Genomic DNA, 23,848 nt, shown 5'->3' with positions numbered 1-23,848 from the left:
GCGGGAGGGCGAGCACGGCGTCGCTGATGCGCTCAGCGAGCGTCTCCAGCAGGCCGACCGGCTCCCCCTCGATGACGCCGACCACCTCCCGGGCGATGTCCACGTAGTTGACGGCGTCGTCGAGCGAGTCGGTGACGGCGGCGACCGCCGTGCCGCGCTCCCCCAGGAAGACGGTGACGTCGGCGGTGAACAGCTGCCCCTCGGTGCGCTCGAAGGGAAGGAGCCCGTGGTAGCCGCGGGCGGACAAGCCCGTCAGCACGATCCTGTCGGCGTTGGCGTGGTTGGTACTCATCGGTTTTCCTTCCAGAGGGAAGCAGTGCGGACGGCGTCCCGGTTGGCCGGGACCTCGTGGACTCTGACGGCCCAGGCGCCGGCGGCGGCGGCCAGGCTGGTGGTGGCTACGGTGGCGGCGTCGCGCGCGAGCGGGTCGGGGGCGGCCTCGGGGACGGTGGCGGCGGCCAGGAAGCGCTTGCGGGAAGCGCCGATCAGGACCGGGCGCCCCAGGTCGGCCACGAGCCGCCCGGTGGCGGCCAGCAACTGCCAGGACTGTGAGTGAGTCTTGGCGAAGCCCAGGCCCGGGTCAAGCACGATCTGCTCCGGGCGTGCCCCGGCGGCGAGCAGTTCGTCCAGCCGCGAGCGCAGTTCCGCCTCCACCCCGGCGACGACGCCGTCCGGCCCGTAGTCGGTCAGGGCGTCCATGGTCTCGGGGGTGCCGCGCCAGTGCTGGCAGATGTAGACGACGCCCGCCGCGGCGACGACGCGGTGCATGTCGGGGTCGGCGAGCCCGCCGGAGACGTCGTTAATGATGTGGGCGCCGGCGGCGACGGCGGCGTCCGCGGTTTCGGCGTGCAGGGTGTCGACGGAGACGACGGCGCCGCCGGCGGCGAGCGCACGGACGACCGGCAGTACACGGTCCTGCTCCTGCGCCACCGTCACCGGAGTGGCGCCGGGGCGGGTGGACTCGCCGCCGATGTCGAGTATGTCGGCGCCCTGAGCCAGCAGCTGGCGGCCGTGGGCGACGGCGAGCTCGGTGGTATCCCAGCGGCCGCCGTCGGAGAAGGAGTCCGGGGTGACGTTGATAATGCCCATCACCAGGGTCCGACCGGCGGCGGAGGCGGCCGCGAGCGGCTGCGGTAGTGGCGCCGGGGCCGTGATGGGGATCGCGTTCACGCCCCCAGGCTATCGGACGCCGCCCGTTTCCCCAGGATTTCGCGGACACAACCCCGGCACGGCCGCGCCTGACCCCGCCCGTCCCGTCGGGACGGGCGGGGTCAGGCGCGGCGGCCCAGCACCAGGCTCATGGCCTCGGAGCGGGTGGCGGCATTGTGCATGACGCCGCGCACCGCGCTGGTGACGGTGTTGGCGCCGGGCTTGTGCACGCCGCGCATGGACATGCACAGGTGCTCGGCCTCGATCACCACGATCACGCCGCGCACGCCCAGGCGCTCCACCATGGCGTCGGCGATCTGCGAGGTGAGGCGCTCCTGCACCTGCGGGCGGCGGGCGTAGCCCTCCACCAGGCGGGCGAGTTTGCTCAGGCCCGTGACGCGCCCGTCCTCGCCGGGGATGTAGCCGACGTGGGCGACCCCGTGGAAGGGCAGCAGGTGGTGCTCGCACACCGAGTACATGGGGATGTCCCGCACCAGCACCATTTCCTGGTGGTCGGCGTCGAAGACGGTTTCCAGGTGGCGGGCGGGGTCCTCTTCCAGGCCGGAGAACATCTCCGCCAGGGCGCGGGCGATCCGGTCGGGGGTGCCCCGCAGTCCCTCGCGGTCGGGATCCTCCCCGACGGCGACCAGCAGTTCGCGAATGGCGTGGCGCACGCCGTCGGCGTCGTAGCTCACCACTGCCTCCAGGCCTCGTGCTGCTCGTCGGAGTCCGGGCGCTGGTCGGCGTCCGCCGACTGTTCGCCGCTCACGCCCTCCTGCGGGTCACCGGCCGGGGCGACGGCGTCGGTCGACTCGGACGCGGCCCGGGCGGCCTTGGCGGTGTGCCGGTCGGGGGCCTGGGCGGCGGAGGCGAAGGTGGCGGAGACGTCGTCGGTCAGGACCAGGGCGTCGTCGGAGTGCCACAGCGGGCGCTGCGGCTGCTTGATTACGGGGGCGAAGATCCGCTCCAGGTCCTTCTCCAGCAGGGTCTCCTTCTCCAGCAGCTGGGTGGCGAGCTCCTCCAGGATGTCCCGGTTGCGCACCAGGATCTCCCAGGCCTCGCGGTGGGCGGCGTCCATGAGGGCGCGCACCTCGGCGTCGACCGTGGCGGCGACGTCCTCGGAGAAGTCGCGGCTGGTGGCGTTCAGGCCCAGCACCGTCTCGTTCTCGGTGGTGCCCAGGCGCACGGCGCCCACGGAGCGGGTCATGCCGTAGTCGGTGACCATCTTGCGGGCCGTCTCGGTGGCCTTCTCAATGTCGTTGGAGGCGCCCGTGGTGGGGTCGCGGAAGACGATCTCCTCCGCGGCGCGCCCGCCCATGGCGTAGACCAGCTGGTCGAGCAACTCGTTGCGGGTGGTGGAGTACTTGTCGTCCGCGGGCATGACCATGGTGTAGCCCAGGGCCTTGCCGCGCGGCAGGATGGTGACCTTGGTGACCGGGTCGGAGTAGGCGCTGGCCGCCGCGCACAGGGCGTGGCCGGCCTCGTGGTAGGCGGTGATGGCCTTCTCGTGGTCGTTCATGACGCGGGTGCGCTTCTGCGGGCCGGCGATGACGCGGTCGATGGCCTCGTCCAGGGCCCGGTTGTCGATCAACTGCGCGTTGGAGCGGGCCGTCAGCAGGGCCGCCTCGTTGAGGACGTTGGCCAGGTCGGCGCCGGTGAAGCCGGGGGTGCGCTTGGCCACCTGGTCGAGGTCGACGTCGCGGGTCATGGGCTTGCCCTTGGCGTGTACGCGCAGGATGGCGGCGCGGCCGGCCATGTCCGGGGCCTCCACGGACACCTGCCGATCGAAGCGGCCCGGGCGCAGCAGGGCGGGGTCGAGCACGTCGGGCCGGTTGGTGGCCGCGATGAGGATGACGTTGGTGGTGGCGTCGAAGCCGTCCATCTCCACCAGCAGCTGGTTGAGGGTCTGCTCGCGCTCGTCGTGGCCGCCGCCCATACCGGACCCGCGGTGGCGGCCGACGGCGTCGATCTCATCGACGAAGATGATGGCGGGGGCGTTCTCCTTGGCCTGGTCGAACAGGTCGCGCACGCGCGAGGCGCCCACGCCGACGAACATCTCCACGAACTCCGAGCCGGACATGGAGAAGAAGGGCACGCCGGCCTCGCCGGCCACGGCGCGGGCCAGCAGGGTCTTGCCGGTGCCGGGCGGGCCGTACAGCAGCACGCCCTTGGGGATCTTGGCGCCGACCGCCTGGAACTTCTCCGGCTCGGATAGGAACTCGCGGATCTCCTCCAGCTCCTCGACGGCCTCGTCCTCCCCGGCGACGTCGTCGAAGGTGACGTCGGGCATCTCCTTGCTGCCGACCTTCGCCTTGGAGCGGCCGAAGCCCATGGCGCCGTTGCGGCCGCCACCCATGCGGCCGATGAACCACCACATGAAGGCCACGAAGATCACCATCGGCAGCAGCAGCTGCAGCATGGAGGACCACCAGGTGGTGGTCGGCACGACCGAGTTGTAGCCGCCGGAGGGGTCGGCGGCCTGGACGAGTCGGTTGACCTGCCCGGCCTGCGCCTCCGTGAAGGTGAACTGGACCCGGCGACCCAGGTTCTGGGAGCTCTCACCCTGCCGGTTGGCCTGGCTGGTGTAGTCCTCGGTGAGATCGAGTTCCACGCGCTGAGTGCCATCGATCACGGTGACGGATTCGACGGTGTCGGCGCTGTCCTGGAGGATCGCCAGCCCCTCGGAGGTGTCGATGGAGCGGTAGCCGCTGGCGGAGCTGAACAGGGCCCACCCCAGCAGGATGAGTAGGACGAAGGGAGCGATCCACAGCAGGGGGTTGCCCAGCGCCGCCCGGCGCCGTCCGCTCCCCGGCTTGGAGCCTCCCTTGTCACCGCCGCGGCCGCTCGGCTTGCTGGAGCGTTCGGTCACGCGGATCTGACCGGAATCGTTCATCGGCGTTTGGTCCCTTCGCACGTCTAACCCCTCTGACGCTAGCGGAAACCGCGGCCGGGTTTCGCCTCCAGCCACCTCCTGTTCGCGCCGGGCGTGGGCGGGAAGCGGTGCGGAAAGCGATGCATTCCGCGCACGGAGGGAAACCTGTGCGTTGACAATGTGTCCAAGTCGAAGGGCGACGCGGGCCGCATCCATTTGACGCAGGCCGGGCACCGTCATCTAACGTGGCGGTAACGTGCACGCCGGAGCTCATCCCTGAGGCCGGTTGCTACACATTCCCGAGCTGCACCGGTTCGGCCCCTGACTCCTAGGGCATCACCCGCGTCGCAGCACCACCGCCAAACGAGCACAGGAGACCCTGACTTTGTCGTCGATCAAATCCATGCGCCGATGTGCATCCACCACCGTACGAACAGCCGCTGCCGCCGTCGCACTGGCCGTCGGCGTCGCCCTACCCGCCGCCCCGGCGCTCGCCGCCCCCACTGCCTCAGGCTCGCAGTTCGACACCACCGCCGATCTCATGGCCGCCTCCAACCTGTCCGGCACCGTCTACACCTCGGGCGACGAGACCGCCGACGACGGCGCCGGCATGCGCTTCACCGTCACCGACACCCTCCCGGACGGCATTGAGGGCAACATCGCCGTACCGCTGGCGGACGGCACCTGGGCGGTGCCCCAGGGCCTGCCCACCGCGCCGACGCGCGCCTCCAACTCCACCCAGGTCGAGGACCTGATCTCCCGCGGCGAGAGCTTCTACGACGCCGGCACCACACTGGTCTGGGACTCCAGCCGGCCCACGCCGCTGACCGGCACCGTGGTGCACAGCGCCACGACGGCCCCCTACGGGGTCACCTGCTCGACCTTCGTGAGCATGGTGCTGCTGGGCTGGGACTACACGCACACCACCTACACGGCTGACACCAACACCCAGGTGGGCTACGCCGTCGACTTCGGGGTGGACCCCAGCACCTCCAAGATCTGGCGCGCGAACAACCTGGCCAGCTGGTTCTACGCCCACGGCGACCTGTGGATGGAGACGAACGACAACTACGAGCGTGGGGACATCCTGTTCTTCTCCGCGCAGAACCCGGAGGGACGCATCGACGAGGTGCGCAGCGGCGAGGAGGCCACCTACTTCGGCAACGTCTACCACGCCGCCATCTACCTGGGCGACGGCCTGCTGCTGCACTCCACCGGCACCGGCACCGGCGTGAACATCACCACGCTCAACCCCTTGCTGAAGGAGGACCTGTCCTTCGTCGCCCGCCCGGAGCTGACCGCCACCACCGTCAACAACAGCCAGCCCGCCCCCGCCGGCACGGGCAGCGCGGGCGCCCCCGCCTCCGCCGGCGAGACCACCGGCGCATCCGGGGATGACGCCAACCCCGGCATTTCCGGGGACGCGTCCGGCGCGCAGCAGGCGCAGACCGGCCAGCAGCGCACGGGCACCACGTCGTCCTACTCCGCCTGGTTCGAACGGCACTACCCCGGGCGCTACGCCACCGCGACTGCGACGCATGCGAGCGCAACGGCGAAGTACCGCAGCTGGGTCTTCTACGGGTGATGCAGGCTTCGTGAGGACAGAGTCCGCACCGAACCGCTGGAATTAGTGCGCTTCAGGCGGCGGGGCGCGAGTCCCGCCGCCGCCTCAGCCCCCGTAGACCTCGGGGCGCAGAGTGCCGATGAAGGGCAGGTTGCGGTAGCGCTCCGCATAGTCCAGCCCGTAACCGACCACGAACTCGGTGGGGATGTCGAAGCCGACGTACTTCACGTCCACCTCCACCTTCGCGGCCTCCGGCTTGCGCAGCAGGGTGGCGATCTCCACGCTGGCGGCGCCGCGGCTGGACAGGTTCCCCAGCAGCCAGGACAGGGTCAGGCCGGAGTCGATGATGTCCTCCACCACCAGCACGTGCCGACCGGTCACGTCCGCGTCCAGGTCCTTCAGGATGCGCACCACGCCGCTGGACTTGGTGCCCGACCCGTAGGAGGACACCGCCATCCAGTCCATCGGCACCGAGCGGTGCAGCCGCCGGGACAGGTCCGCCATCACGTAGACGGCGCCCTTGAGCACGCCCACCAGCAGCAGGTCGCGGCCGGCGTAGTCGGCGTCGATCTGGGCGGCCATCTCGTCCAGCCGCTGGTTGATCTCCTCCTCGGTGATGAGTACCTGCTGCAGGTCCTGTCCCATGTCCGCGGCGTCCATGAATGAGCCTCCTGTTTAGCGGTGAGTGTCCGGCAAGCACTGGGCGGCTGGGGCGACGTCGGGGAGGGCGCGCTCCGGTCCCGTTCGGATCCTTTCATACCCGCGGCGCTCCGACCCGGGCCGTCGGCCCCGGTTGTCCGGCATGTCCCGACGACGGCGGCTCCCGCACGCCACTGCGGCACCCGTGCCCGCACTACAGGCCCATGCGCTCGATCCACACCTCCGGCCGGCCGATCTCCTCGGGCCGGGGCAGGTTCGCCGGCTCCCGCCACACCGCGTTCAGCCCCGCCTGCCCCACCCGGCCGACGACGCCGCGCACGAAGGCCGCGCCGTCCACGTACTGCGTCTGCTTGGCCTCCACGCCCAGCAGCCGCTCCAGCAGCGTGCCCGCAACGCCGTCGCGGGAGTGCCCCAGCACGGCGCGCAGCCGATACACCGAGGGCATGCGGCTGGGCTCGACGGCGTCGAGAACCGCCTCGGCGTGCCCCTCCAGCAGCGCCATGGTGGCGGTGATGGCCGCCAGCTGCTCGCGCTCGGCCGCGCCCAGGCGATCGGTCAGCAGCGGGGATGGTGTACCCGCGCCCCCGGGAACGCCCCGGCGCGCCGTCGCCCCCGCGCGCACGGCCCGGGCCAGGCGGGCCAGTCCGGCCGGCTCACCGGGCGCGGGTGGGCGCATGAGGACGCCGGCCACCTGCTCCACCTGCGTGGTCAGGTGCGCGGTCAGCCAGGGGGCGGCGGCGAGCTGCAGCACGTGGGTGGCCTCGTGCAGCGCCACCCAGGCGGACAGATCGATCCGGTCCAGGTCCCGGAGTCGCTGCAATTCCACGACGTTGGGGGCCACCAGCAGCATGCGCGCGCCCCGCTCCCCGGCGCCTGCGGGCAGCACCTGGCCGAGCACGCGGGTGGAGATCAGCCCGAGCAGGCCGGCGACGGCCGGGGAGACCATCGCGCGGCCGACGGCCTCGGACGGTCCGGGGCGCGGCCCGGACGGGTCGGGCACCCGTTCCATGAGGGCGCGCAGGAAGGCGGCGTTGGCCCGCTGCAATCCGATCCGGTCCACCACCAGCACCTCGGTGGTGTCGGCGGCCACCCGGGCCGGAGCCGTCAGCCCGGTGAGCTGCGCCGCCCAGGGGAGGGCGTCGTCGGCGCTGCGCCGCAGCAGGGCGACCACACCGCGGCGGACCGCTCCGGGCAGGTGCGGCCCGGCCGGCGTGCCCGCGCGCGCCAGGCGCAGGGCCCGGTCCCAGTCGACGCCGGCGGCGGCGGTGCGCTCCACCGAGCCTGCGCCGGGCCGGTTCATGCCGCCCATCGCTCAGCCCCCGCAGCCGCAGTCGGCCAGTGGAGAGACCAGGTCGTCGTCGATGGCCAGGCGGGCGGAGTACAGCCCGCCGGCCTCAAAGCCGTCCACGATCACGCTGAAGGCCAGCAGCCGCCCGTCCTTGGTGACCACGGTGCCGGTCAGGGAGGCGGCCGTGTCCAGGGAGCCGGTCTTGGCGCGCACGGTGCCGGCGCCGACGATGCCGATGAAGCGGTCGTCCAGTGTGCCGTCCAGGCCGCCCACCGGCAGGGCGGCCATCAGGCTGCGTCCGGTGGTGCCGGCGTCGTCGGCGGAGGCGCGGGCGATGATCTGGGCCAGCAGCCGGGCGGGGACCTTGTCCCCCAGCGCCAGCCCGCACGAGTCGTGCAGGGTCACGCCGCTGGTGTCGAAGCCGTCATCCCGCAGCCGGGCGAGCACGGCCCGGGTCGCGCCGTCGAAGCTGGCCTCCTCACCGGCGGCAAGCGCGACCAATCGCCCCTCGACCTCGGTCATGGTGTTGTCAGACTCCTTCAGGGATACGGACAGGATGTCGGCCAGCGGGGCGGAGGTGACCCGGGCCAGCTCGGTGGCGCCGTCGGCGGCCGCCGCCCGGGTGACCGTGCCGGTGACGGTGATGCCGGCCTCGCGCAGGTGGTCGGCGAAGGTCTGGGCGGCGTCGAGCGCCGGGTCGGCTGGATAACCGCCGGAGGGGTAGGCGGTGACGTCCACCATGAGCGGCTGGATCGGCGCCACCCAGGCCTCGTTGCCGTCCGCCCAGGCGTCATTCCAGGTCGGACCGGTGAACAGGGTGTCGTCCAGGGCCACGGTGACGCTGGTGACGCCCTGTTCCTGCAGCTGTGCGGCGGCGTCCCGGGCGAGGTCGCCCAGGCCGGCGCGGCCGACGGTGGCATCGGGGTCGCCGTCGTCCTCGGCCAGCAGCACGTCCCCGCCGCCCACCAGGGTGACGGTGCTGCCGTCCAGGACGGCGGTGGTGTCCACGGTGTGGTCGGCGCCGAGCAGGGACAGGGCGGCCCAGGCCACCAGCACCTTGTTGGAGGAGGCGGGGGTCAGGGCGGTGCCGGCACCCAGGTCGACCAGTTCCTCGCCGGTGGCCACGTCCACGATGGACACGCCGGCGGTGGCGTCCCCGATGCGCTCGTCGGCAGCGAGGGTGTTCGCCAGGGCGGCCAGCTCGCCGGCCGCGGGCACCGGCGCATCGTCGGCCAGGGCGGTGGCGGCCTCGGGGTCCTGTGCGGTGGCGGCGGGCGTCGGGAAGGGCTGGACCGCGTAGTCGGCGGGTGAGGTGGTCAGCACGCCGGGCACCAGGTCGAGGGCGTCGGCCAGGCCGTAGTAGGCGCCGCCGACGACGAGGGTGGCTGCGGTCAGGGCGGCGATCTGGGCCTTGTGCACGGCTCCTCCGGGGGTCGGGCGGTTACTGCGAGCGGACGTTTCCGGCAACGCGTCGGGCGGCATGTGCGGTGACGTACGGGCGCAATCGCGCCGGGAAGCGGCGGCCGCACGCGAGGCGGGCGGCATGGCTTTTCCCACCGGAAGCGCCGTCATAGTCCACACTAGTGCCAAAGGGCGGCCCCTCTCGGCACCGAGCCGCCGACACCTGCTCACAACGCGAGATACGGAGGCAGTCGTGGAATTCGACGTGACGATCGAGATCCCGAAGGGGAACCGCAACAAGTACGAGGTCGACCACACCAATGGGCGCATCCGGCTGGACCGGATGCTGTTCACCGCGACCCGCTACCCGGACGACTACGGCTTCATCGAGGACACGCTGGGCGAGGACGGGGACCCCTTGGACGCGCTGGTGCTGCTGGAGGAGCCCACCTTCCCCGGCTGCCTGATCCGCTGCCGGGCGCTGGGCATGTTCCGCATGCGCGACGAGAAGGGCGGAGACGACAAGGTCCTGTGCGTGCCCGCGGGTGACCAGCGCGCCTCCTGGCGCACCGACATTGAGGACGTCTCCGAGTTCCACCGCCTGGAGATCCAGCACTTCTTCGAGGTCTACAAGGACCTGGAGCCCGGCAAGAGCGTGGAGGGCGCCCACTGGGTCGGCCGCGAGGAGGCGGAGGCGGAGATCCGCCTGTCCTACGAGCGCGAGGCCGCCCGCATCGCCCGCGAGGGGCACTGAGGGCCCTGACGCGTCCAAGCCGCTTAACGACGGCGGCCGCCGGCACCTCGTGGTGCCGGCGGCCGTCTGCTTTTGGCCTCGCCGTTCAGGGACGGACCGCGTAGGGCATGATCTGGGAGTACCAGACGGAGCGAATACTCACGTTGTAAGGGGAGTAGTTGGCGTCGATGAGCATGCCGTTGCCCAGGTACATGGCCACGTGGTAGATACCGGCCTGAGTGCCGTTGGAGGACCAGAACAGCAGGTCGCCGGGCTGGGCCTGGGCCAGCGGAATCTTGGTGCCCTGCCCGTACTGGGCGCGCGAGGAGTGCGTCAGGTACACCCCGGCGTTGCGGTAGGCGCGCATGACCATGCCGGAGCAGTCCACGCCCGCGTCTGACTCGCCGCCCCACACGTAGCGGATGCCCAATTGGGCCTTCGCCCCGGCGATCGCCGCCTGCGCCTTGCTGGTGGAGCTGCCGGAGCCGGCCGAGGACGAGGCGGTCGGGGCGGAGGTTGTGGTCTGAGTGGTCGTCTGCCGCGGCGCGGATGCCGCGGACGATGAACTCGAGGCGGTGCTGCCCGAGGAGCGCGACGCGGTGCCGGAGGATGACGAGCCGCTCGATGAGGCCGCCCCGGAGGAGCTGGAGGTGGAGGACTGCGCGGGCTGCCGGCTCTGCGCGGGGGACGAGGCGGCGGAGGTCGCGGTCGAGTCGGTGCCGGAGGCGGCCGGCGCCTGGGCGGCCTGCTCCGCGGCAGCCTGTTCCTGCGCGGCCTGCTCCGCGGCGGCCTTTTCGGCCGCCTCCTTCGCGGCCGCCTCCTCGCGGGCTTGGCGCTCCGCCTCCAGCTGCTCCTGGTAGGCGGTCTCGAGCTCCACGGTGGTGTTGCGCTGCTCGGCGAGCTGGGCGATGAGGTTGGCGCGCTCGGTCTCGGCGTTGGTCTGGGCCGTCTGGGCGGCGGTGGCCGCGGCGTCGGCGTCGGACTTGGCGGTGGCAGCGGCGTCGGCGGCAGCCTGCTTGGTTTCCACCTTCTCGTCCGCGATGGACTGCATCGTGTCCGCGACCGCCTGGAGGGCCTCGACGTTCTGCAGCTGGGCGTCGGTGTTCTCCCCGGCGCGGGCCAGGGCCACGCTGACGTCGGTGGCGTCACCCAGAGACTGGCCGGACAGGTAGGGGGCCAGGGAATCCAGTGTGCCGGCGCTGCCCGCCTCGTAGGTCTCGGCGACCACCGAACCCATGTCCGCGCGGGCCTCCTCGGTGTCCGCGGCCGCGGCGTCGGCGGCAGCCTGGGCCTCCTCGGCGTCGGTGGTGGCGGCGTCGAGTTCGTCGAGCGCGGTCAGGTAGTCCTCGTTGGCGACGGAAGCCGCGAGCTCGGCGGCGGCCGTGGTGGCGCTCAGCTCGGACAGAGAGGCCTCGAGGGAGGCGATGGAGGCCGCGGTCGTCTGCTCGGCGGACTTGGCCTGGTCGATGTCGTCCTGGGTTACGTCATCGGCTGCGGCGGCCGGGGTGAGCGTGACGGCGAGCGCAAGTGCCGCGGCCGTAAGGCTCACGCGCCGGGCGGCGTTCGCGCGGCGCGGGCGATGGGTCGTGCTCACAGATTCTCCGAACGTGTTACGGCGCGCCTCCTTGACCGACGCACCATGGGTGTCTGCGGATACCGTACCCACCAACGACCGAGAGAGAAACACGAACAACAGATTTCACAGGAGTCACAACACATCACTCGCGTACCACAAACCCCGCAATGGAGCGGATCCACGACACACTCCATGCTAACGTGACGTTCGTCACATCGCCTGCTGGGGTAGCGTTTTGCCCGCAGGCCCGCCGCCCCGCGGCCTCCCGCACCCGGCCGGCAGCCCCGCAACACTCCCGCCGATCTGCCAACCAAGGAGTTCTCATGGCTGACACCCCGTCCAGCACTCCCGCGCACGTCCCCTCCCCCGCTGACCCGACCGGCTGGCACTTCGAGACCATGCAGGTGCAGGCCGGCCACACCCCGGACTCCGACACCGGCGCCCGCGCCATCCCGATCTACCAGTCGACCTCCTTCGTGTTCCCCGACGCCCAGGAGGCCGCCGACCGCTTCGCCCTGAAGTCCCTGGGCCCGATCTACACGCGCCTGGACAACCCCACCAACCAGATCGTCGCCCGCCGCATCGCCGCCCTCGAGGGCGGCGTCGGCGCCCACCTGGTCTCCTCCGGGATGGCCGCCCAGGCCCTGACCTTCGTCACCCTGGGCGGGGCCGGCTCCAACATCGTCGCCTCCCCCTCCCTGTACGGCGGCACCGTCAACCAGCTGAAGCACACCCTGCCGAAGCTGGGCATCGAGACCCGCTTCGTAGACGAGCCGGGCAACCCCGACGCCTGGGCGGCGCTGGCCGACGAGCGCACCATTTGCTTCTTCGGCGAGTCCATCCCCAACCCCAAGGGCGACATCCTCGACATCGAGCCGATCGCGCAGACCGCACATGCGCTGGGAATCCCGCTGGTGGTGGACAACACCGTCGCCTCCCCCTACCTGATCCGTCCCTTCGAGTGGGGTGCCGACATCGTGGTCCACGCGGCCACCAAGTTCCTCGGCGGGCACGGCTCCACCGTCATGGGCGTGGTCGTGGACTCCGGCAACTTCGACTACGCCTCCCAGCCCGAGCGCTTCCCCGCCTTCAACACCCCCGACCCCTCCTACAACGGGCTCGTCTACGCCCGCGACCTGGGCGTGGGCAGTCCGCTGGGCAACATGGCCTTCATCCTGCGGGCCCACACCGCCGGCCAGCGCGACCTCGGCTTCGCCGCCGGCCCGGTGGATGCCTTCCTGATCGCCCAGGGCGTCGAGACCCTCTCCCTGCGCATGGAACGGCACGTCGACAACGCGCTCGCCGTCGCGAAGTGGCTCGAGGGCCGGCCCGAGGTGGCCGAGGTGCGCTACTCGGGCCTCGAGTCCAGCCCCTACTACGAGCTGCACCGCAAGTATTGCCCGCGGGGCGCGGGCAGCGTCTTCGCCTTCGACCTGGCCGGCGGCCGGGAGGCCGGCGCCGCCTTCATCGACGCCCTCGGCCTGTTCTCGAACCTGGCCAACATCGGCGATGTCCGCTCCCTGGCCGTGCACCCGGCGACGACGACGCACTCGCAGCTGACCGACGCCGAGCTGTCCCGTGCGGGCATCAGCGCCGGCACCGTGCGCCTGAGCATCGGCATTGAGCACGTCGACGACATCATCGCCGACCTCGAGCGGGGCCTGGCCGCCGCCGCCGCGCTCTAGGCCGACAGCCGGGGCGGCGGGGCCTCGCCCGGCGCCCGCCGCCCCGGCTACCATGACGGCCATGACCTCGCCCATTTCACCGGTGCCGGGGGTCGGCACGGCGACCCTCAAGCTCGTCGACCGTTCGGCGGGCTCCCCCACGGGCGCCTGGCGACCCGGCGACGACCCGGGCCACCGCCGCTTCCTGGAGATCGGCGACTTGCCCCTGGACTCCGGCGAGATCCTGCCCGAGACGCATCTGGCCTTTGAGACCTGGGGGCAGTTGACGCCCGCGCGCGACAACGCCGTCCTGGTGCTGCACGCCCTGACCGGCGACTCCCACGTCACCGGGGACGCCGGCCCCGGCCACCCCACCGCCGGCTGGTGGGACACCCTGGTCGGCCCCGGCCGCGCCATCGACACCGACCGCTACTTCGTGGTGGCGGCGAATATCCTCGGCGGCTGCCAGGGCTCCACCGGTCCCTCCTCCACCGCCCCGGACGGCCGCCCCTGGGGCTCACGCTTCCCCTGGCTGACCACCCGCGACGCGGTCCGCGCCGAGTCGCGGCTGGCCGACGCCCTCGGCATCGACGCCTTCCACCTGGTCATCGGCGCCTCCCTGGGCGGGCACCGCGCCCTGGAATGGGGCGTGATGAACCCCGAGCGGGTGCGCAACCTGGCGCTGGTGGCCACCGGCGCCTCCACCACCGCCGACCAACTCGCCTGGTGCCACCTGCAGGAACTGGCGATCGTCGGGGACCCCTACTTCCTCGACGGCGACTACTACAACCACGTGGTCGGCCCCGTGCGCGGACTGGGACTGGCCCGCGCCATCGCCCACACCACCTACCGCTCCGCCGGGGAGCTGGACACGCGCTTCGGCCGCGCCCACCAGGGGCAGGAGGACCCCGCCGTCGGCGGCCGCTATCAGATCGAGTCCTACCTGGATCACCACGCCGGCAAGCTGCTGGCGCGTTTCGACGCCAACACCTACCTGATCGTCAACCACTCCATGATGGTGCACGACGTCGGTGCCGGGCGCGGCGGCATCGAGGCGGCCCTGGGGACGGTGACGGCCCGGACGCTGGTGGTCGACGTCGACTCCGATCGGCTCTTCCTGCCGGCGCAGGCCGAGGAACTGGCCGATGGCATCCCCGACACCCGCCGGGCCACCATCCACTCCCTGCACGGGCACGACGGCTTCCTCATCGAGGCCGACCAGATGGACGCCGCCCTGCGCGGCTTCCTGGCCGAGGACGAGCCCGGCCGATGAGCACGCCCGCCGACCGGGTCCCCGCAGCCCCCGTCGACGTCTGGGGGCCGGACGTGCTCGGCCCCGGCTTCCGCGCCCGCACGCTGCGGCTGCTGCCGGATGCGGAGGACGACGACGCCGTCGCCACCCTGGTCCACCACGTGCCCGCCCTGGACCCGGCCGCCCTGCCCGGCACCCCCACAACCCCGCGCTTCACCTTCCTGTACCTGCACGGCTGGAACGACTACTTCTTCCAGACGCACTTCGCCCGGGAGGTCTCCCGCAGCGGCGGCGCCTTCTACGCCCTGGATCTGCGCCGCTACGGGCGTTCCCTGCGCGCGGGGCAGATGCACGGCTGGGTCACCTCCCTGACCGACTACGACGAGGAGATCGGCCTGGCCCTGGCGGCCATCCGCGCCGCCGAGGGCTGGGACACCCCCACCGTGCTGTGCGGTCACTCCACCGGCGGACTCACCGCCGCCCTGTGGGCCGACCGCCACCCCGGCGCCATCTCCGCACTGGTGCTGAACTCCGCCTGGCTGGAGATCCAGGGCGCCGAGCCGGTGCGCCTGGTCGGCGAGCCGGTGGTGCGCACGCTCGCCCGCCGCGACCCGCGCATGGTGATCCCCACCCGCACCTATCCGCCGAAGGCCCTGTACTCGCTCGCCGACGGCTGGGACGTCGAGCGCGACGGCGAACTGCCCGACCCCGCCTGGGCGGACGACCCGTATGTGACCGGCTGGAACGTCGACCACGACTGGAAGATAGTGCCGTCGGCCCCCATACGCCCCGGCTGGCTGTTGGCGATCCTGGCCGGCCAGGCACGGGTGGCCGCGGGCCTGGATGTGCGCTGCCCGATCCTGTCCATGGGCTCGGCCCGCAGCCATTTGAGCGTGACCTGGACACCCGAGGCGCGCAGCACCGATACGGTGGTCGACGCCGACGCCACCGCCCGTCGGGCCATCGGCCTGGGCAACCTGGTGACGGTGGCCCGCTTCGAGGGCGGCGTGCACGACCTGGTGCTGTCCGCCCCGCCCGTGCGCGACCAGGTGTTCTCCGCACTGCGCCGCTGGCTGCGCGGCTACGTGCTCACCTGAGGTCCTTGCGCCGGACGACTTTCTTCTTCCCGACCCCTACCCGGAGGTAGGGGATGTCCCCGACTCCGGGGGGAGCCCGATTCAGGGGCCGTTCATCCGCGGGGGTGAGGTGACCTGCACCACTGCTCGCGCACCATGGATTCATGTCCGCCCCAGCCATCTCACCGTCATCTCCCACCACCGCGGCGAGCCCCACCTGGCCGCGCATGACCCCCTCCGCGAGCGCCGCCACCCCGGCACAGGTCCACGCCCCGAGGCGGCCGTACCCCACTCCGGCGCCGACGGCGCGCCCGCGTCACGCGGTTGCCCCCACCTCGGCACGCCCCTCCCGCGCGGCGCGCTACCGCACCATCGGGTTGACGCTGCTGGGCGTGGCCGCCGGCCTGCTCGCCGTCGTCATCGCCGTCGTCTGGAGCGCGGACGCTCGACCCTCGACCCGGCTGCTCGTGCCGCTGCTGACCGGGCTCGTCCTGCTGGCCGTATGGCACCGTGAGCGCGTCACGCGACGCGCCCGCCTGGCCGCGGACACACGGCGCGAGGAACTGGGCGCGCTCGTACGCACGCATGGCGCCGGTACGCTCGGCTGGATGGCTACCTGGCCCGGCAACCACGCGTGGATCACCGCCGACGGGGCCACCGGCTTCGCCTACCGGGCCGGCGGCGGCGTCGCCCTCACGCTCGGCGACCCGGCCACCGCGCCCGACAAGGTGGGCGCCGCGGTCGACGCCTTCGCCGCCTTCGCTGCCGACTCCGGGCTGATCCCGGCTCTGTACTCCGTGCACGCCCCGGTGATGGAGGCGGCGCGCTCCCGTGGCTGGACCGTCCTGCAGGTCGCCGAGGAGGCGGTGCTCGACCTGGACGGCCTGGAGTTCCGCGGCAAGGCCTTCCAGGACGTGCGCACCGCCCTGAATCACGCACGCCGGGAGGGGATCACCGCCCAATGGACCAGCTGGCCCACGGCGCCCGCCGGCCTGCGCGACCAGATCCGCGCCATCTCCCAGGAGTGGGCAGCGGACAAGCCCCTGCCGGAGATGGGCTTCACCCTCGGCGGCCTGGCCGAACTCGACGACGCCGACACCCGCCTGCTGCTGGCCGTCGACGCCGAGGGCACCGTCCACGCCGTCACCTCCTGGCTGCCCGTGTACCGCGACGGCGAGGTCGTCGGCCTCACCCTGGACGTCATGCGTCGGCGGTGCGGCGGGTGGCGGCCGGCCATCGAATACCTGATCGCCCGCGCGGTCCAGGACGCGCAGGCCGAGGGGCTGGAGCTGCTGTCCCTGTCCGGCGCCCCGCTGGCCCGCTCCGCCGATGCCGCCTGCCCGGGCGTGACCGCGGCTCGCCTGGACCCGGTACTGGACCGGCTGGCCCGCCTGCTGGAGCCGGCCTACGGATTCGCCTCCCTGCACGCCTTCAAGCAGAAGTTCCAGCCGCGAGCGGTGCCCATGTACCTGGCGGTGCCGGAGGCCATCGACCTGCCGGCGGTGGGGCTGGCGATCGCACACGCCTACGTGCCCGGCCTCACGCCCGCGCAGGCGGCCCGCTTCGCCCGGGTGCTGGTGCATCATGACTGACGGAGTGGTGCAGCTACTGCGGCAGGTGCGGCTGCTGCACCCGTGGATGGGGGCGGCCTGCCTGGCGGTCGTGGCAGCGGTGGCGGCCGCGGTGTGGGTCACTCGCACCCGGCACCTGCCGTGGCGCCGGCAGCTCGCCGCGCCACTGGCCGGGGCGGGGACCGGAGCGGCCTGCTGGCTGGTGGTCGACTGCCTGTGGCGGCCCTTCGCCGACGGCGTGGGCGGCACCGTGTGGCTGTGGGTGGCGTTGACGGCGACCGTCGTCGTCCAGGTCCTACTCGGCGGGGACGCGGCCGCCGACCGGGCCCGAGTGCGCGAGCGCAAGCGGCGGATGGTGCGCGCCGCCGGGTCGGGCGTGTCCATCACCGCCACCGTGGCGGCCGCCTGCCTGGCCGTCAACGCGTTCTTCGCCGCCTACCCGTCGGCCGCCGCGGTGCTCGGCATGGGGGTGGCGACGACGCCGTTGGCGTCCCTGCCGGCCGCGGCCGCCCTGCCGCGTCACCCCGAGCGCGGGCGGGGCGCGCTTGAAGACACGTGGCAGGCGCCCGCCGCCATGCCGCAGACCGGGGCCGTCGTCACCGCCGCCATTCCGGCCGGCGACCAGTCCGGCACCGACGGCTTCACACCCCGCGACGCCTACATCTACCTGCCGCCGGCCTACCTGACGCCGCAGCGCCCGGCACTGCCGGTGCTGGTGCTGCTGACCGGCCAGCCGGGCAGCCCCTCGGACTGGTTCGAGCTGGGCGGGTTGAAGGACTCGCTGGACGCCTACGCCGCCGCGCACGCCGGCCTGGCGCCGGTGGTGGTGGTTGCGGATCTGCTGGGCAGCCCCTATCGCAACCCCCTGTGCGCGGACACGGTGCGCGGCGGAAAGGTGGCCACCTACCTGGAGCGGGACGTGCCCGCGTGGATTCGCGCTCACCTGCAGGTGGACGACGATGCCGCGCACTGGGCGATCGGAGGGCTGTCCAACGGCGGCACCTGCGCACTGCAGGCGGTGACCCGCTCCCCGCAGGTCTACCCCACCTTCCTGGCGATGAGCGCCGAGGAGCACCCCACCCTGGGGTCGGAGCAGCGCACCATCGACGTCGGCTTCGACGGGGACCGGGCCGCCTACGCGGCGAACGACCCCCTGTCCCTGCTGGCGGCCGCGCCGGCCGGAAGCTACGCGGGCGTGGCCGGGGTGTTGTCGGTGGGCACCGGGGACGACCGCTACGCGCAGGTGGTGCCGACCGTCGCTGACGCGGCCATGCGGGCGGGCATGTCCGTGACGGAGCGGGAGTATCCCGGCGGGCACACGTGGGCGGTGTGGTCGGCGGCGCTGCGCGATCAGCTCGACTGGCTGGGGCAGCGCCTCGCGCTCACGGCCTGAGCCGCTCACGGCCTGAGCCGCTCACGGCCTGAGCCTGGGGCACGCCTTTCCCCTCTGATACGAGCTTTTGCACCCTGGTGTGCGGCTATTTGCCATACACCAGGGTGCAAAAGCTCGCAGTAGGCGACCGGGCGACCCCTGAGGCGACCCGGGCGACCCCTGAGGCGACCCGGGCAACCCCTGAGGCGACCCGGGCGGCCTCTGAGGCGACCGGGCGGCCTCCGCCGTCCGCCGTTCCGGTTCCCGCCTTCAGGCCAGTAGTTCGCGCAGGCTCGGGCCGCCGACGCCGACGCGCCACACGCGCCAGCCGTCAATGTCCTGGGTGTGCTGGGCGGCGTTGGCGGCCGCGGACGGGTCCCGGTAAGCGGTGCCGTCGGCCAGGGTGATGGTGCCGTCGGCGGCCAGAGTCGCCCGGTGATCGATGCCGCGGCGCCGGCGCAGCCACACCAGGGTCGCCGGGGTCTCGAGCGCCTGGGCGATGGTCGCCAGGGCCTGCTCCGAGGCCGCACCGGAGGGGACCGTGGGCTCGGCGCCGAGTGCCGCCGCATCCAGGCGGTGTCCACTGGCGGAGACGGGGACCGTGGCCACGGCATCGGGCTGGGGGCTGGGCGGCTCGGCAACCACCTGCGTGGGCACGGTGGCGGTGGAAGGCTCGGGGTCGGCGTCCGGGGCCGCCGTCTGCGCGGCCGGGTCGGCGGCCTGGTCCAGGTCCAGCGCCTGGCTGGCGACGTCGGTGTGCAGCAGCTCCACGGATACCAGGGCACGTCCGTCCTCGGTGGAGCGCACCCGCAGTTCATGCAACTCCACGCCGGATTCGGCGATCATGCCGAAGGAGGTGCGCACGTCGTCGGCGATGGTGGTGGCCACGATGGTCAGACGCGGCCCGGGCTCGACGCCGGCGGGCATGGCGCCGCGGAATCCGGACCAGTCCCGCTCGAAGGCGGGCAGGCCCCCGGGGTAACGGGAGGCGAGCTGGTCGCGTCCGGTACGGGCGGCGTTGGTGGCGCGGGCCATGGCCAGCAGCAGTGCGGTGGAGTCGAGCACGTCAATGACCTCAATGGTGATGACCTGGCCGGCGGCGTCGAGCGCGGTCAGGGCGTCGCCCCCGACTACCTGGTCCCAGCCGACGGCCAGCAGCGGGCGGTGCAGGACCTCGGCGATCTGGCGGCGCACCGCGGCCAGGACGGCGGTGCGATCCGCATCGGTGGCAGGGCGGCCGAGAACCGCGGGCTCGAGCCGGTCATCCTTGAGGTCAAAGAGCGCCATCTTGCTGTGCCTTCCTGTCCGGCGCTCACCGCCCCGACGGGTCGCGCACTGTGCTGGGCCATCTTCTCACGCGCGGCCCCGAATACCGCCCCCGTGTGGGCGCCTGCACACGCCAACCGGAAGTCAGCGTGCGCGCGTTGTCACCAACCGGGACAAACGACCGACTCATCGCCGCGGGTCGTTTTTGAGAACCGCATGATTCCAACGGTCACTAACTCGCGCTTAAGCGCTGCGGGCGCATTTGTCCCCGTTCATGACAGTTCAGGACATTCCGGCGCCTGGGAATCGACCGCCTGGTGAGACCGGTACCGCCGGACACGCACCAGGCCGGGTGCTGCTGAAGGGGTAGCAGACCCTGGCAGCGCGGGCCGGACGCGTCCCGCAAGGGGCGAGTTCGTGTCGCCTAAGCATTGACCTGTGCTCGAACATCGCGCATCCTGAGACCACCGTCACAACGCGGCCCGCATTATGTGGATGCACGCACAGCGGGCCGCAGAAGGAGCGTGAGTCCCGTGTCCCCGACTGTCCCAGTGGCCCTCGCGGTGGGGCGGATCCTGATCGGCCTGCTGCTCACGGTCAGCGCCTACGCGAAGCGCGCCGCCCCGCGGGAGCTGCAGGTGGCCGACGTCGCCGGTTACCGCCTACTCCCCGGACGAGGCCCGCGGGCCGTGGCGATAGCCCTACCGGCGATCGAACTGTTCTTGGCGGGCTGCCTGGTGTTCGGCGGACGCCTGCCCATCACCGAAACCATCACCGCCGTCCTGCTGCTGGCGCTGGCCGGCGCCTCGGCCAGCGTGCTCGCGCGCGGCATCAAGGCCGACTGCGGCTACTTCGGCTCACGGCTGCGGTGGCGGGTGGGCCCCGGCGTCGTCGCAGCGGATGTGGCGCTGGCCGCGGTGCTCGTGGCCGACCTGCTTGTCACCCCGCAGCGCCTGGTGCTGGCCAGCCCCGGCAGCAACATGGTGGTCATCGTGCTGGGTATCGCGACGGTCTTCAATCTGCTGACAAACTGGGACAAGTTCCGCCAGCCGCAGCTGGCCTGAGGGCCACCCACCGCCCGGAGGCCCTGCCGGTGCCAGGCGCCCAGCCGCCGCCCGGCGCCCTGCTGGAATCCGGCGCCCTCCCGGAACCCCCGACTGCGACGACCGAATGCCCCTACTACGAACTTTTGCACCCTGGTGTATGGCAATTAGCCGCACACCAGGGTGCAAAAGTTCGTGTCAGGAGACAAGGGCTCGCGGCAGACGACGGCCGGTGGGGCGCCCGCCAAGCTAGCCGCCCGACTGGCGCGCCATCCGGTTACCTTGGCGCTCCGCCGGGCCACCGGCCGGCCCCAACGGGTTACCGGCCAGGTCGACGCCCCGCCACCAGGACACTGGCCAGAGCCCGCCGTCAGCGCGTTAAGTCGGCATCACGCCGGCCTCGATGGCACGCCGGCGCATGCCGTCGACGTCACTCGGTCGGTGCCAGCACCGCGGCCCGGCCGGCCTCCAGACGCGCCACCGGCACGCGGAACGGCGAGCAGGACACGTAGTCCAGGCCGGCCCGATGGAAGAAGGCGATCGAGTCGGGGTCGCCGCCGTGCTCGCCGCATACGCCCATCTTCATGCCCGGCTTGGTGGACCGGCCGCCGTCGACGCCCAGCCGCACCATGCCGCCCACGCCGTCGACGTCAATGGACTCGAACGGGGAGGTGCCGAAGATGCCCGCCTCGATGTAGCGGCCCACGAAGGAGGACTCCACGTCGTCGCGGGAGAAGCCCCAGGTGGTCTGGGTCAGGTCGTTGGTGCCGAAGGAGAAGAAGTCCGCCTCCTCGGCGATGTGCGCGGCGGTGACGGCCGCGCGCGGCAGCTCAATCATGCAGCCGATCGGGAAGTTCAGCTCGTAGCCGGACTCCGCGGACACCTCCGCCAGCACCGACTCCGCGCGCTCCCGCGCCAGTTGCAGCTCCCGCACCGAGCCGATCAGCGGGATCATCACCTCCGGACGGGGGTCGCCACCGGCCCGCAGGCGTTCGACGGCGGCCTCGGCGATGGCGCGCACCTGCAGCTCGATCAGGCCGGGCATGGTCAGCAGCAGCCGCACGCCGCGCAGGCCGAGCATCGGGTTGGCCTCGTGGTTGCGGCGCACCACGTTCAGCAGCTCCTCATCGGCCGGGTTCAGGGTGCCGCGTTCACGGTCGACCGCGACCTTGACGCTCAACTGGGTCAGATCGGGCAGGAACTCGTGCAGCGGCGGGTCGATCAGGCGCACCGTCATCGGCTTGCCGTCCATCGTCTCCAACATCTGCACGAAGTCGGCCTTCTGCAGCGGCAGCAGCGCCGCGAGGGCGGCCTCCCGCTCTGCGTCGTCGGCGGCGAGGATGAGGTTCTGCACCAGCTGCTTGCGCTCGCCGAGGAACATGTGCTCGGTGCGGCACAGTCCCACACCCTGGGCGCCGCGGTGGATTGCGTGGCGGGCGTCGTCGGGGGTGTCGGCGTTGGCGCGCACCTGCAGGCGACGCACCTGGTCGGCTCGCCGCATGATGCGGTCCACGCTGGTGATCAGCTCGCGGGTGTCGACGTCGCCGGCGGTGTCGAGTGCCGCCTCCAGGCCGCGGCGCAGGTAGGTCATGACCGGCGAGTCGACGACGGCGACCTCGCCCAGGAACACCTCGCCGGTGGCACCGTCGATGGCGATGACGTCGTCGCTGGTCAGTGGGGCCTCCCGCCCGGCCACGCGCACGGTGCGGGACTCGGCGTCGACGTCGAGGGCCTCGGCGCCGCACACACAGGTCTTGCCCATGCCGCGGGCGACGACGGCCGCGTGGGAGGTCTTCCCGCCGCGGGCGGTGAGCACGCCGACGGCGGCAACCATGCCGGGCAGGTCGTCCGGGTTGGTCTCGCGGCGCACCAGGATGACGGACTCGCCGGCCTCGGCGCGGGCGACGGCCTCGGCGTTGTCGAAGGCGATGTGCCCGACGGCGGCGCCCGGGGAGGCGGGCATGGCACGGGTGAGCAGGTCGTGGCCGGTGACGTCGCCGAACTGCGGGAACATCAGCTGGTTGAGCTGCTCGCCGGTGACGCGGGTGAGCGCCTCGTCCATGGTGATGAGCTTCTCGTCCACCAGCTGCGTGGCGACGCGGAAGGCAGCCGCGGCGGTGCGCTTGCCCACGCGGGTCTGCAGCAGCCAGAGCTTGCCGCGCTCGATGGTGAACTCGATGTCGCACAGGTCGCGGTAGTGGGTCTCCAGGCGGCGCATGGCGGCCCGCAGCTCGTCGTAGCTGGTCTTGTCCAGGCGCTCCAGGTCGGCCAGGGACAGGGTGTTGCGGATGCCGGCGACGACGTCCTCGCCCTGGGCGTTGACCAGGTAGTCGCCGTACACGCCGGAGCGGCCGGTGGAGGGGTCGCGGGTGAAGCACACGCCGGTGCCGGAGGTCTCCCCCATGTTGCCGAACACCATGGTGCACACGTTGACGGCGGTGCCCAGGTCGTGCGGGATCTTCTCGCGGCGCCGGTAGATGTGGGCACGCTCGGTGTTCCAGGAGCGGAAGACGGCCTCCGTGGCCATGTCCAGCTGGGCGCGCGGGTCCTGGGGGAAGTCGATGCCGGCGTGGGCGGCGACGATCGCCTTGTACTCCTCCACGAGCTCCTTGAGGGCGTCCACGTCCAGCTCGTAGTCGAGTTTGACTCCGCGGGCGGCCTTCTTGGCGTCCAGGGCGTCGGAGAACAGGTCGCCGTCGATGTCCAGGACGGTCTTGCCGAACATCTGGATGAGGCGGCGGTAGGAGTCCCAGGCGAAGCGCTCATCGCCGGAGGCGGCGGCCAGTCCCTGGACGGAGGCGTCGTTCAGGCCGATGTTCAGGACGGTTTCCATCATTCCGGGCATGGAGAACTTGGCGCCGGAGCGCACGGAGACCAGCAGTGGATCCTCGGCGGCGCCCAGTTGACGGCCGAGCTCCTCCTCGACCTGCCGCAGGGCGGTGGTCACCTGGACGGCGAGTTCATCGGGGACGACGCCGTCGCGCAGGTAGGCGCGGCAGGCGTCGGTGGTGATGGTGAAGCCGGGTGGCACCGGCAGGCCGAGTCGGGTCATCTCGGCGAGGTTGGCCCCTTTACCGCCCAGGAGGTCCTTCTGGTCCTTGTCGCCCTCGCTGAAGCGGTACACGTACTTGGGCATCATCGCCTCTTTCTGATTCTGGTGAAATGTGCGCCGGCGCGCGTTGACAGGGGCCACTGTAATGTGACTTCAGTCCTAATGCCACTTTCTGGCGCCGTGTCCCCAATAACCGACTTTTGTGAGGACATTTCGGAAGTGGCGGGACTCCCGTCCCAGCATACGACGCGGCAGACAGACGCGATACTGCCGACCACCGGGCCGACGCCTCAGCACACAACGAGGCGG

The 23,848-nt window shown here is 72.1% G+C and carries 17 protein-coding genes and 1 pseudogene; 8 read left to right on the top strand and 10 right to left on the bottom strand.

Annotation, left to right across the window (positions count from 1 at the left end):
* From BN1056_RS05450 to ftsH, 4 genes are all read right to left on the bottom strand, one after another.
* Positions 1 to 292 (bottom strand): dihydroneopterin aldolase (locus tag BN1056_RS05450; RefSeq protein ID WP_210579632.1); only part of this gene is annotated, 292 nt, incomplete at its 3' end.
* A complete protein-coding gene (gene folP / locus BN1056_RS05445) occupies positions 289 to 1,170 on the bottom strand; it encodes a dihydropteroate synthase (protein WP_425306105.1) in 882 nt (293 codons plus the stop codon). The genes BN1056_RS05450 and folP, both read right to left, overlap by 4 nt.
* Positions 1,171 to 1,271: 101 nt before the next feature.
* A complete protein-coding gene (gene folE / locus BN1056_RS05440; RefSeq protein ID WP_210579631.1) occupies positions 1,272 to 1,844 on the bottom strand; it encodes a GTP cyclohydrolase I FolE in 573 nt (190 codons plus the stop codon).
* On the bottom strand, positions 1,841 to 4,042 hold the full coding sequence (gene ftsH / locus BN1056_RS05435; protein WP_210579630.1) for an ATP-dependent zinc metalloprotease FtsH: 2,202 nt from the start codon (positions 4,040 to 4,042) through the stop codon (positions 1,841 to 1,843). Before ftsH ends, folE begins: the two co-directional genes overlap by 4 nt.
* 382 nt (positions 4,043 to 4,424) lie before the next feature.
* Between ftsH and BN1056_RS05430 the strand changes: the two genes are divergently transcribed.
* Complete coding sequence (locus tag BN1056_RS05430; RefSeq protein WP_210579629.1) at positions 4,425 to 5,606, top strand: hypothetical protein; 1,182 nt, start codon at positions 4,425 to 4,427, stop codon at positions 5,604 to 5,606.
* 84 nt (positions 5,607 to 5,690) lie between these two features.
* On the opposite strand, the gene hpt is transcribed toward BN1056_RS05430, so the two are convergent.
* The 3 genes from hpt to dacB form a co-directional block, all read right to left on the bottom strand.
* Positions 5,691 to 6,245: a hypoxanthine phosphoribosyltransferase gene (hpt, locus tag BN1056_RS05425; RefSeq protein ID WP_073330202.1), complete on the bottom strand. Its 555-nt coding sequence runs from the start codon at positions 6,243 to 6,245 to the stop codon at positions 5,691 to 5,693.
* Positions 6,246 to 6,438: 193 nt separating this feature from the next.
* On the bottom strand, positions 6,439 to 7,545 hold the full coding sequence (locus BN1056_RS05420) for a zinc-dependent metalloprotease (RefSeq protein ID WP_210579628.1): 1,107 nt from the start codon (positions 7,543 to 7,545) through the stop codon (positions 6,439 to 6,441).
* A 12-nt stretch (positions 7,546 to 7,557) separates the two neighbouring features.
* The gene (gene dacB, locus BN1056_RS05415) at positions 7,558 to 8,952 is read right to left on the bottom strand and encodes a D-alanyl-D-alanine carboxypeptidase/D-alanyl-D-alanine endopeptidase (protein WP_210579626.1); all 1,395 of its coding nucleotides are present in this window, start codon (positions 8,950 to 8,952) and stop codon (positions 7,558 to 7,560) included.
* Positions 8,953 to 9,187: 235 nt separating this feature from the next.
* Here dacB and BN1056_RS05410 point away from each other — a divergent pair, with 235 nt between their 5' ends.
* Positions 9,188 to 9,688, top strand: coding sequence for an inorganic diphosphatase (locus tag BN1056_RS05410; protein WP_073330211.1), 501 nt, complete (start codon positions 9,188 to 9,190; stop codon positions 9,686 to 9,688).
* A gap of 85 nt (positions 9,689 to 9,773) precedes the next feature.
* On the opposite strand, the gene BN1056_RS05405 is transcribed toward BN1056_RS05410, so the two are convergent.
* Positions 9,774 to 11,261, bottom strand: coding sequence for a C40 family peptidase (locus BN1056_RS05405; RefSeq protein ID WP_244671526.1), 1,488 nt, complete (start codon positions 11,259 to 11,261; stop codon positions 9,774 to 9,776).
* 305 nt (positions 11,262 to 11,566) lie between these two features.
* Between BN1056_RS05405 and BN1056_RS05400 the strand changes: the two genes are divergently transcribed.
* The 5 genes and pseudogenes from BN1056_RS05400 (at position 11,567) to BN1056_RS05380 (ending at position 18,199) form a co-directional block, all read left to right on the top strand.
* Positions 11,567 to 12,928 carry an O-acetylhomoserine aminocarboxypropyltransferase/cysteine synthase family protein gene (locus BN1056_RS05400; protein ID WP_210579624.1) on the top strand — a complete coding sequence of 454 codons (1,362 nt, stop codon included), beginning with the start codon at positions 11,567 to 11,569 and terminating at the stop codon, positions 12,926 to 12,928.
* A gap of 52 nt (positions 12,929 to 12,980) precedes the next feature.
* Positions 12,981 to 14,180 (top strand): homoserine O-acetyltransferase MetX, encoded by a 1,200-nt coding sequence (metX, locus tag BN1056_RS05395; RefSeq protein ID WP_425306104.1) that lies wholly within the window; start codon positions 12,981 to 12,983, stop codon positions 14,178 to 14,180.
* Positions 14,177 to 15,256, top strand: coding sequence for an alpha/beta hydrolase (locus BN1056_RS05390; protein ID WP_210579620.1), 1,080 nt, complete (start codon positions 14,177 to 14,179; stop codon positions 15,254 to 15,256). Before metX ends, BN1056_RS05390 begins: the two co-directional genes overlap by 4 nt.
* Before the next feature lie 536 nt (positions 15,257 to 15,792).
* Positions 15,793 to 16,827: pseudogene (locus BN1056_RS05385) on the top strand (bifunctional lysylphosphatidylglycerol flippase/synthetase MprF); the annotation flags it as partial.
* Entirely contained in the window at positions 16,820 to 18,199 is a 1,380-nt protein-coding gene (locus tag BN1056_RS05380; protein ID WP_210579618.1) for an alpha/beta hydrolase, read from the top strand. The pseudogene BN1056_RS05385 and the gene BN1056_RS05380, both read left to right, overlap by 8 nt.
* Before the next feature lie 249 nt (positions 18,200 to 18,448).
* Here BN1056_RS05380 and BN1056_RS05375 read toward each other — a convergent pair whose 3' ends face one another.
* On the bottom strand, positions 18,449 to 19,465 hold the full coding sequence (locus BN1056_RS05375) for a restriction system modified-DNA reader domain-containing protein (protein WP_210579617.1): 1,017 nt from the start codon (positions 19,463 to 19,465) through the stop codon (positions 18,449 to 18,451).
* 512 nt (positions 19,466 to 19,977) lie between these two features.
* Here BN1056_RS05375 and BN1056_RS05370 point away from each other — a divergent pair.
* A complete protein-coding gene (locus BN1056_RS05370) occupies positions 19,978 to 20,508 on the top strand; it encodes a MauE/DoxX family redox-associated membrane protein (protein ID WP_210579616.1) in 531 nt (176 codons plus the stop codon).
* A gap of 409 nt (positions 20,509 to 20,917) precedes the next feature.
* Here BN1056_RS05370 and ppdK read toward each other — a convergent pair whose 3' ends face one another.
* Complete coding sequence (gene ppdK / locus BN1056_RS05365; RefSeq protein ID WP_210579645.1) at positions 20,918 to 23,623, bottom strand: pyruvate, phosphate dikinase; 2,706 nt, start codon at positions 23,621 to 23,623, stop codon at positions 20,918 to 20,920.
* Positions 23,624 to 23,848 lie beyond the last annotated feature (225 nt).

Source organism: Actinomyces succiniciruminis, assembly GCF_900002405.1.
Taxonomy (GTDB): domain Bacteria; phylum Actinomycetota; class Actinomycetes; order Actinomycetales; family Actinomycetaceae; genus Actinomyces; species Actinomyces succiniciruminis.
The sequence above is the reverse complement of the archived record's forward strand: the minus strand, read 5'-3'. Positions and strand labels throughout refer to the sequence as shown.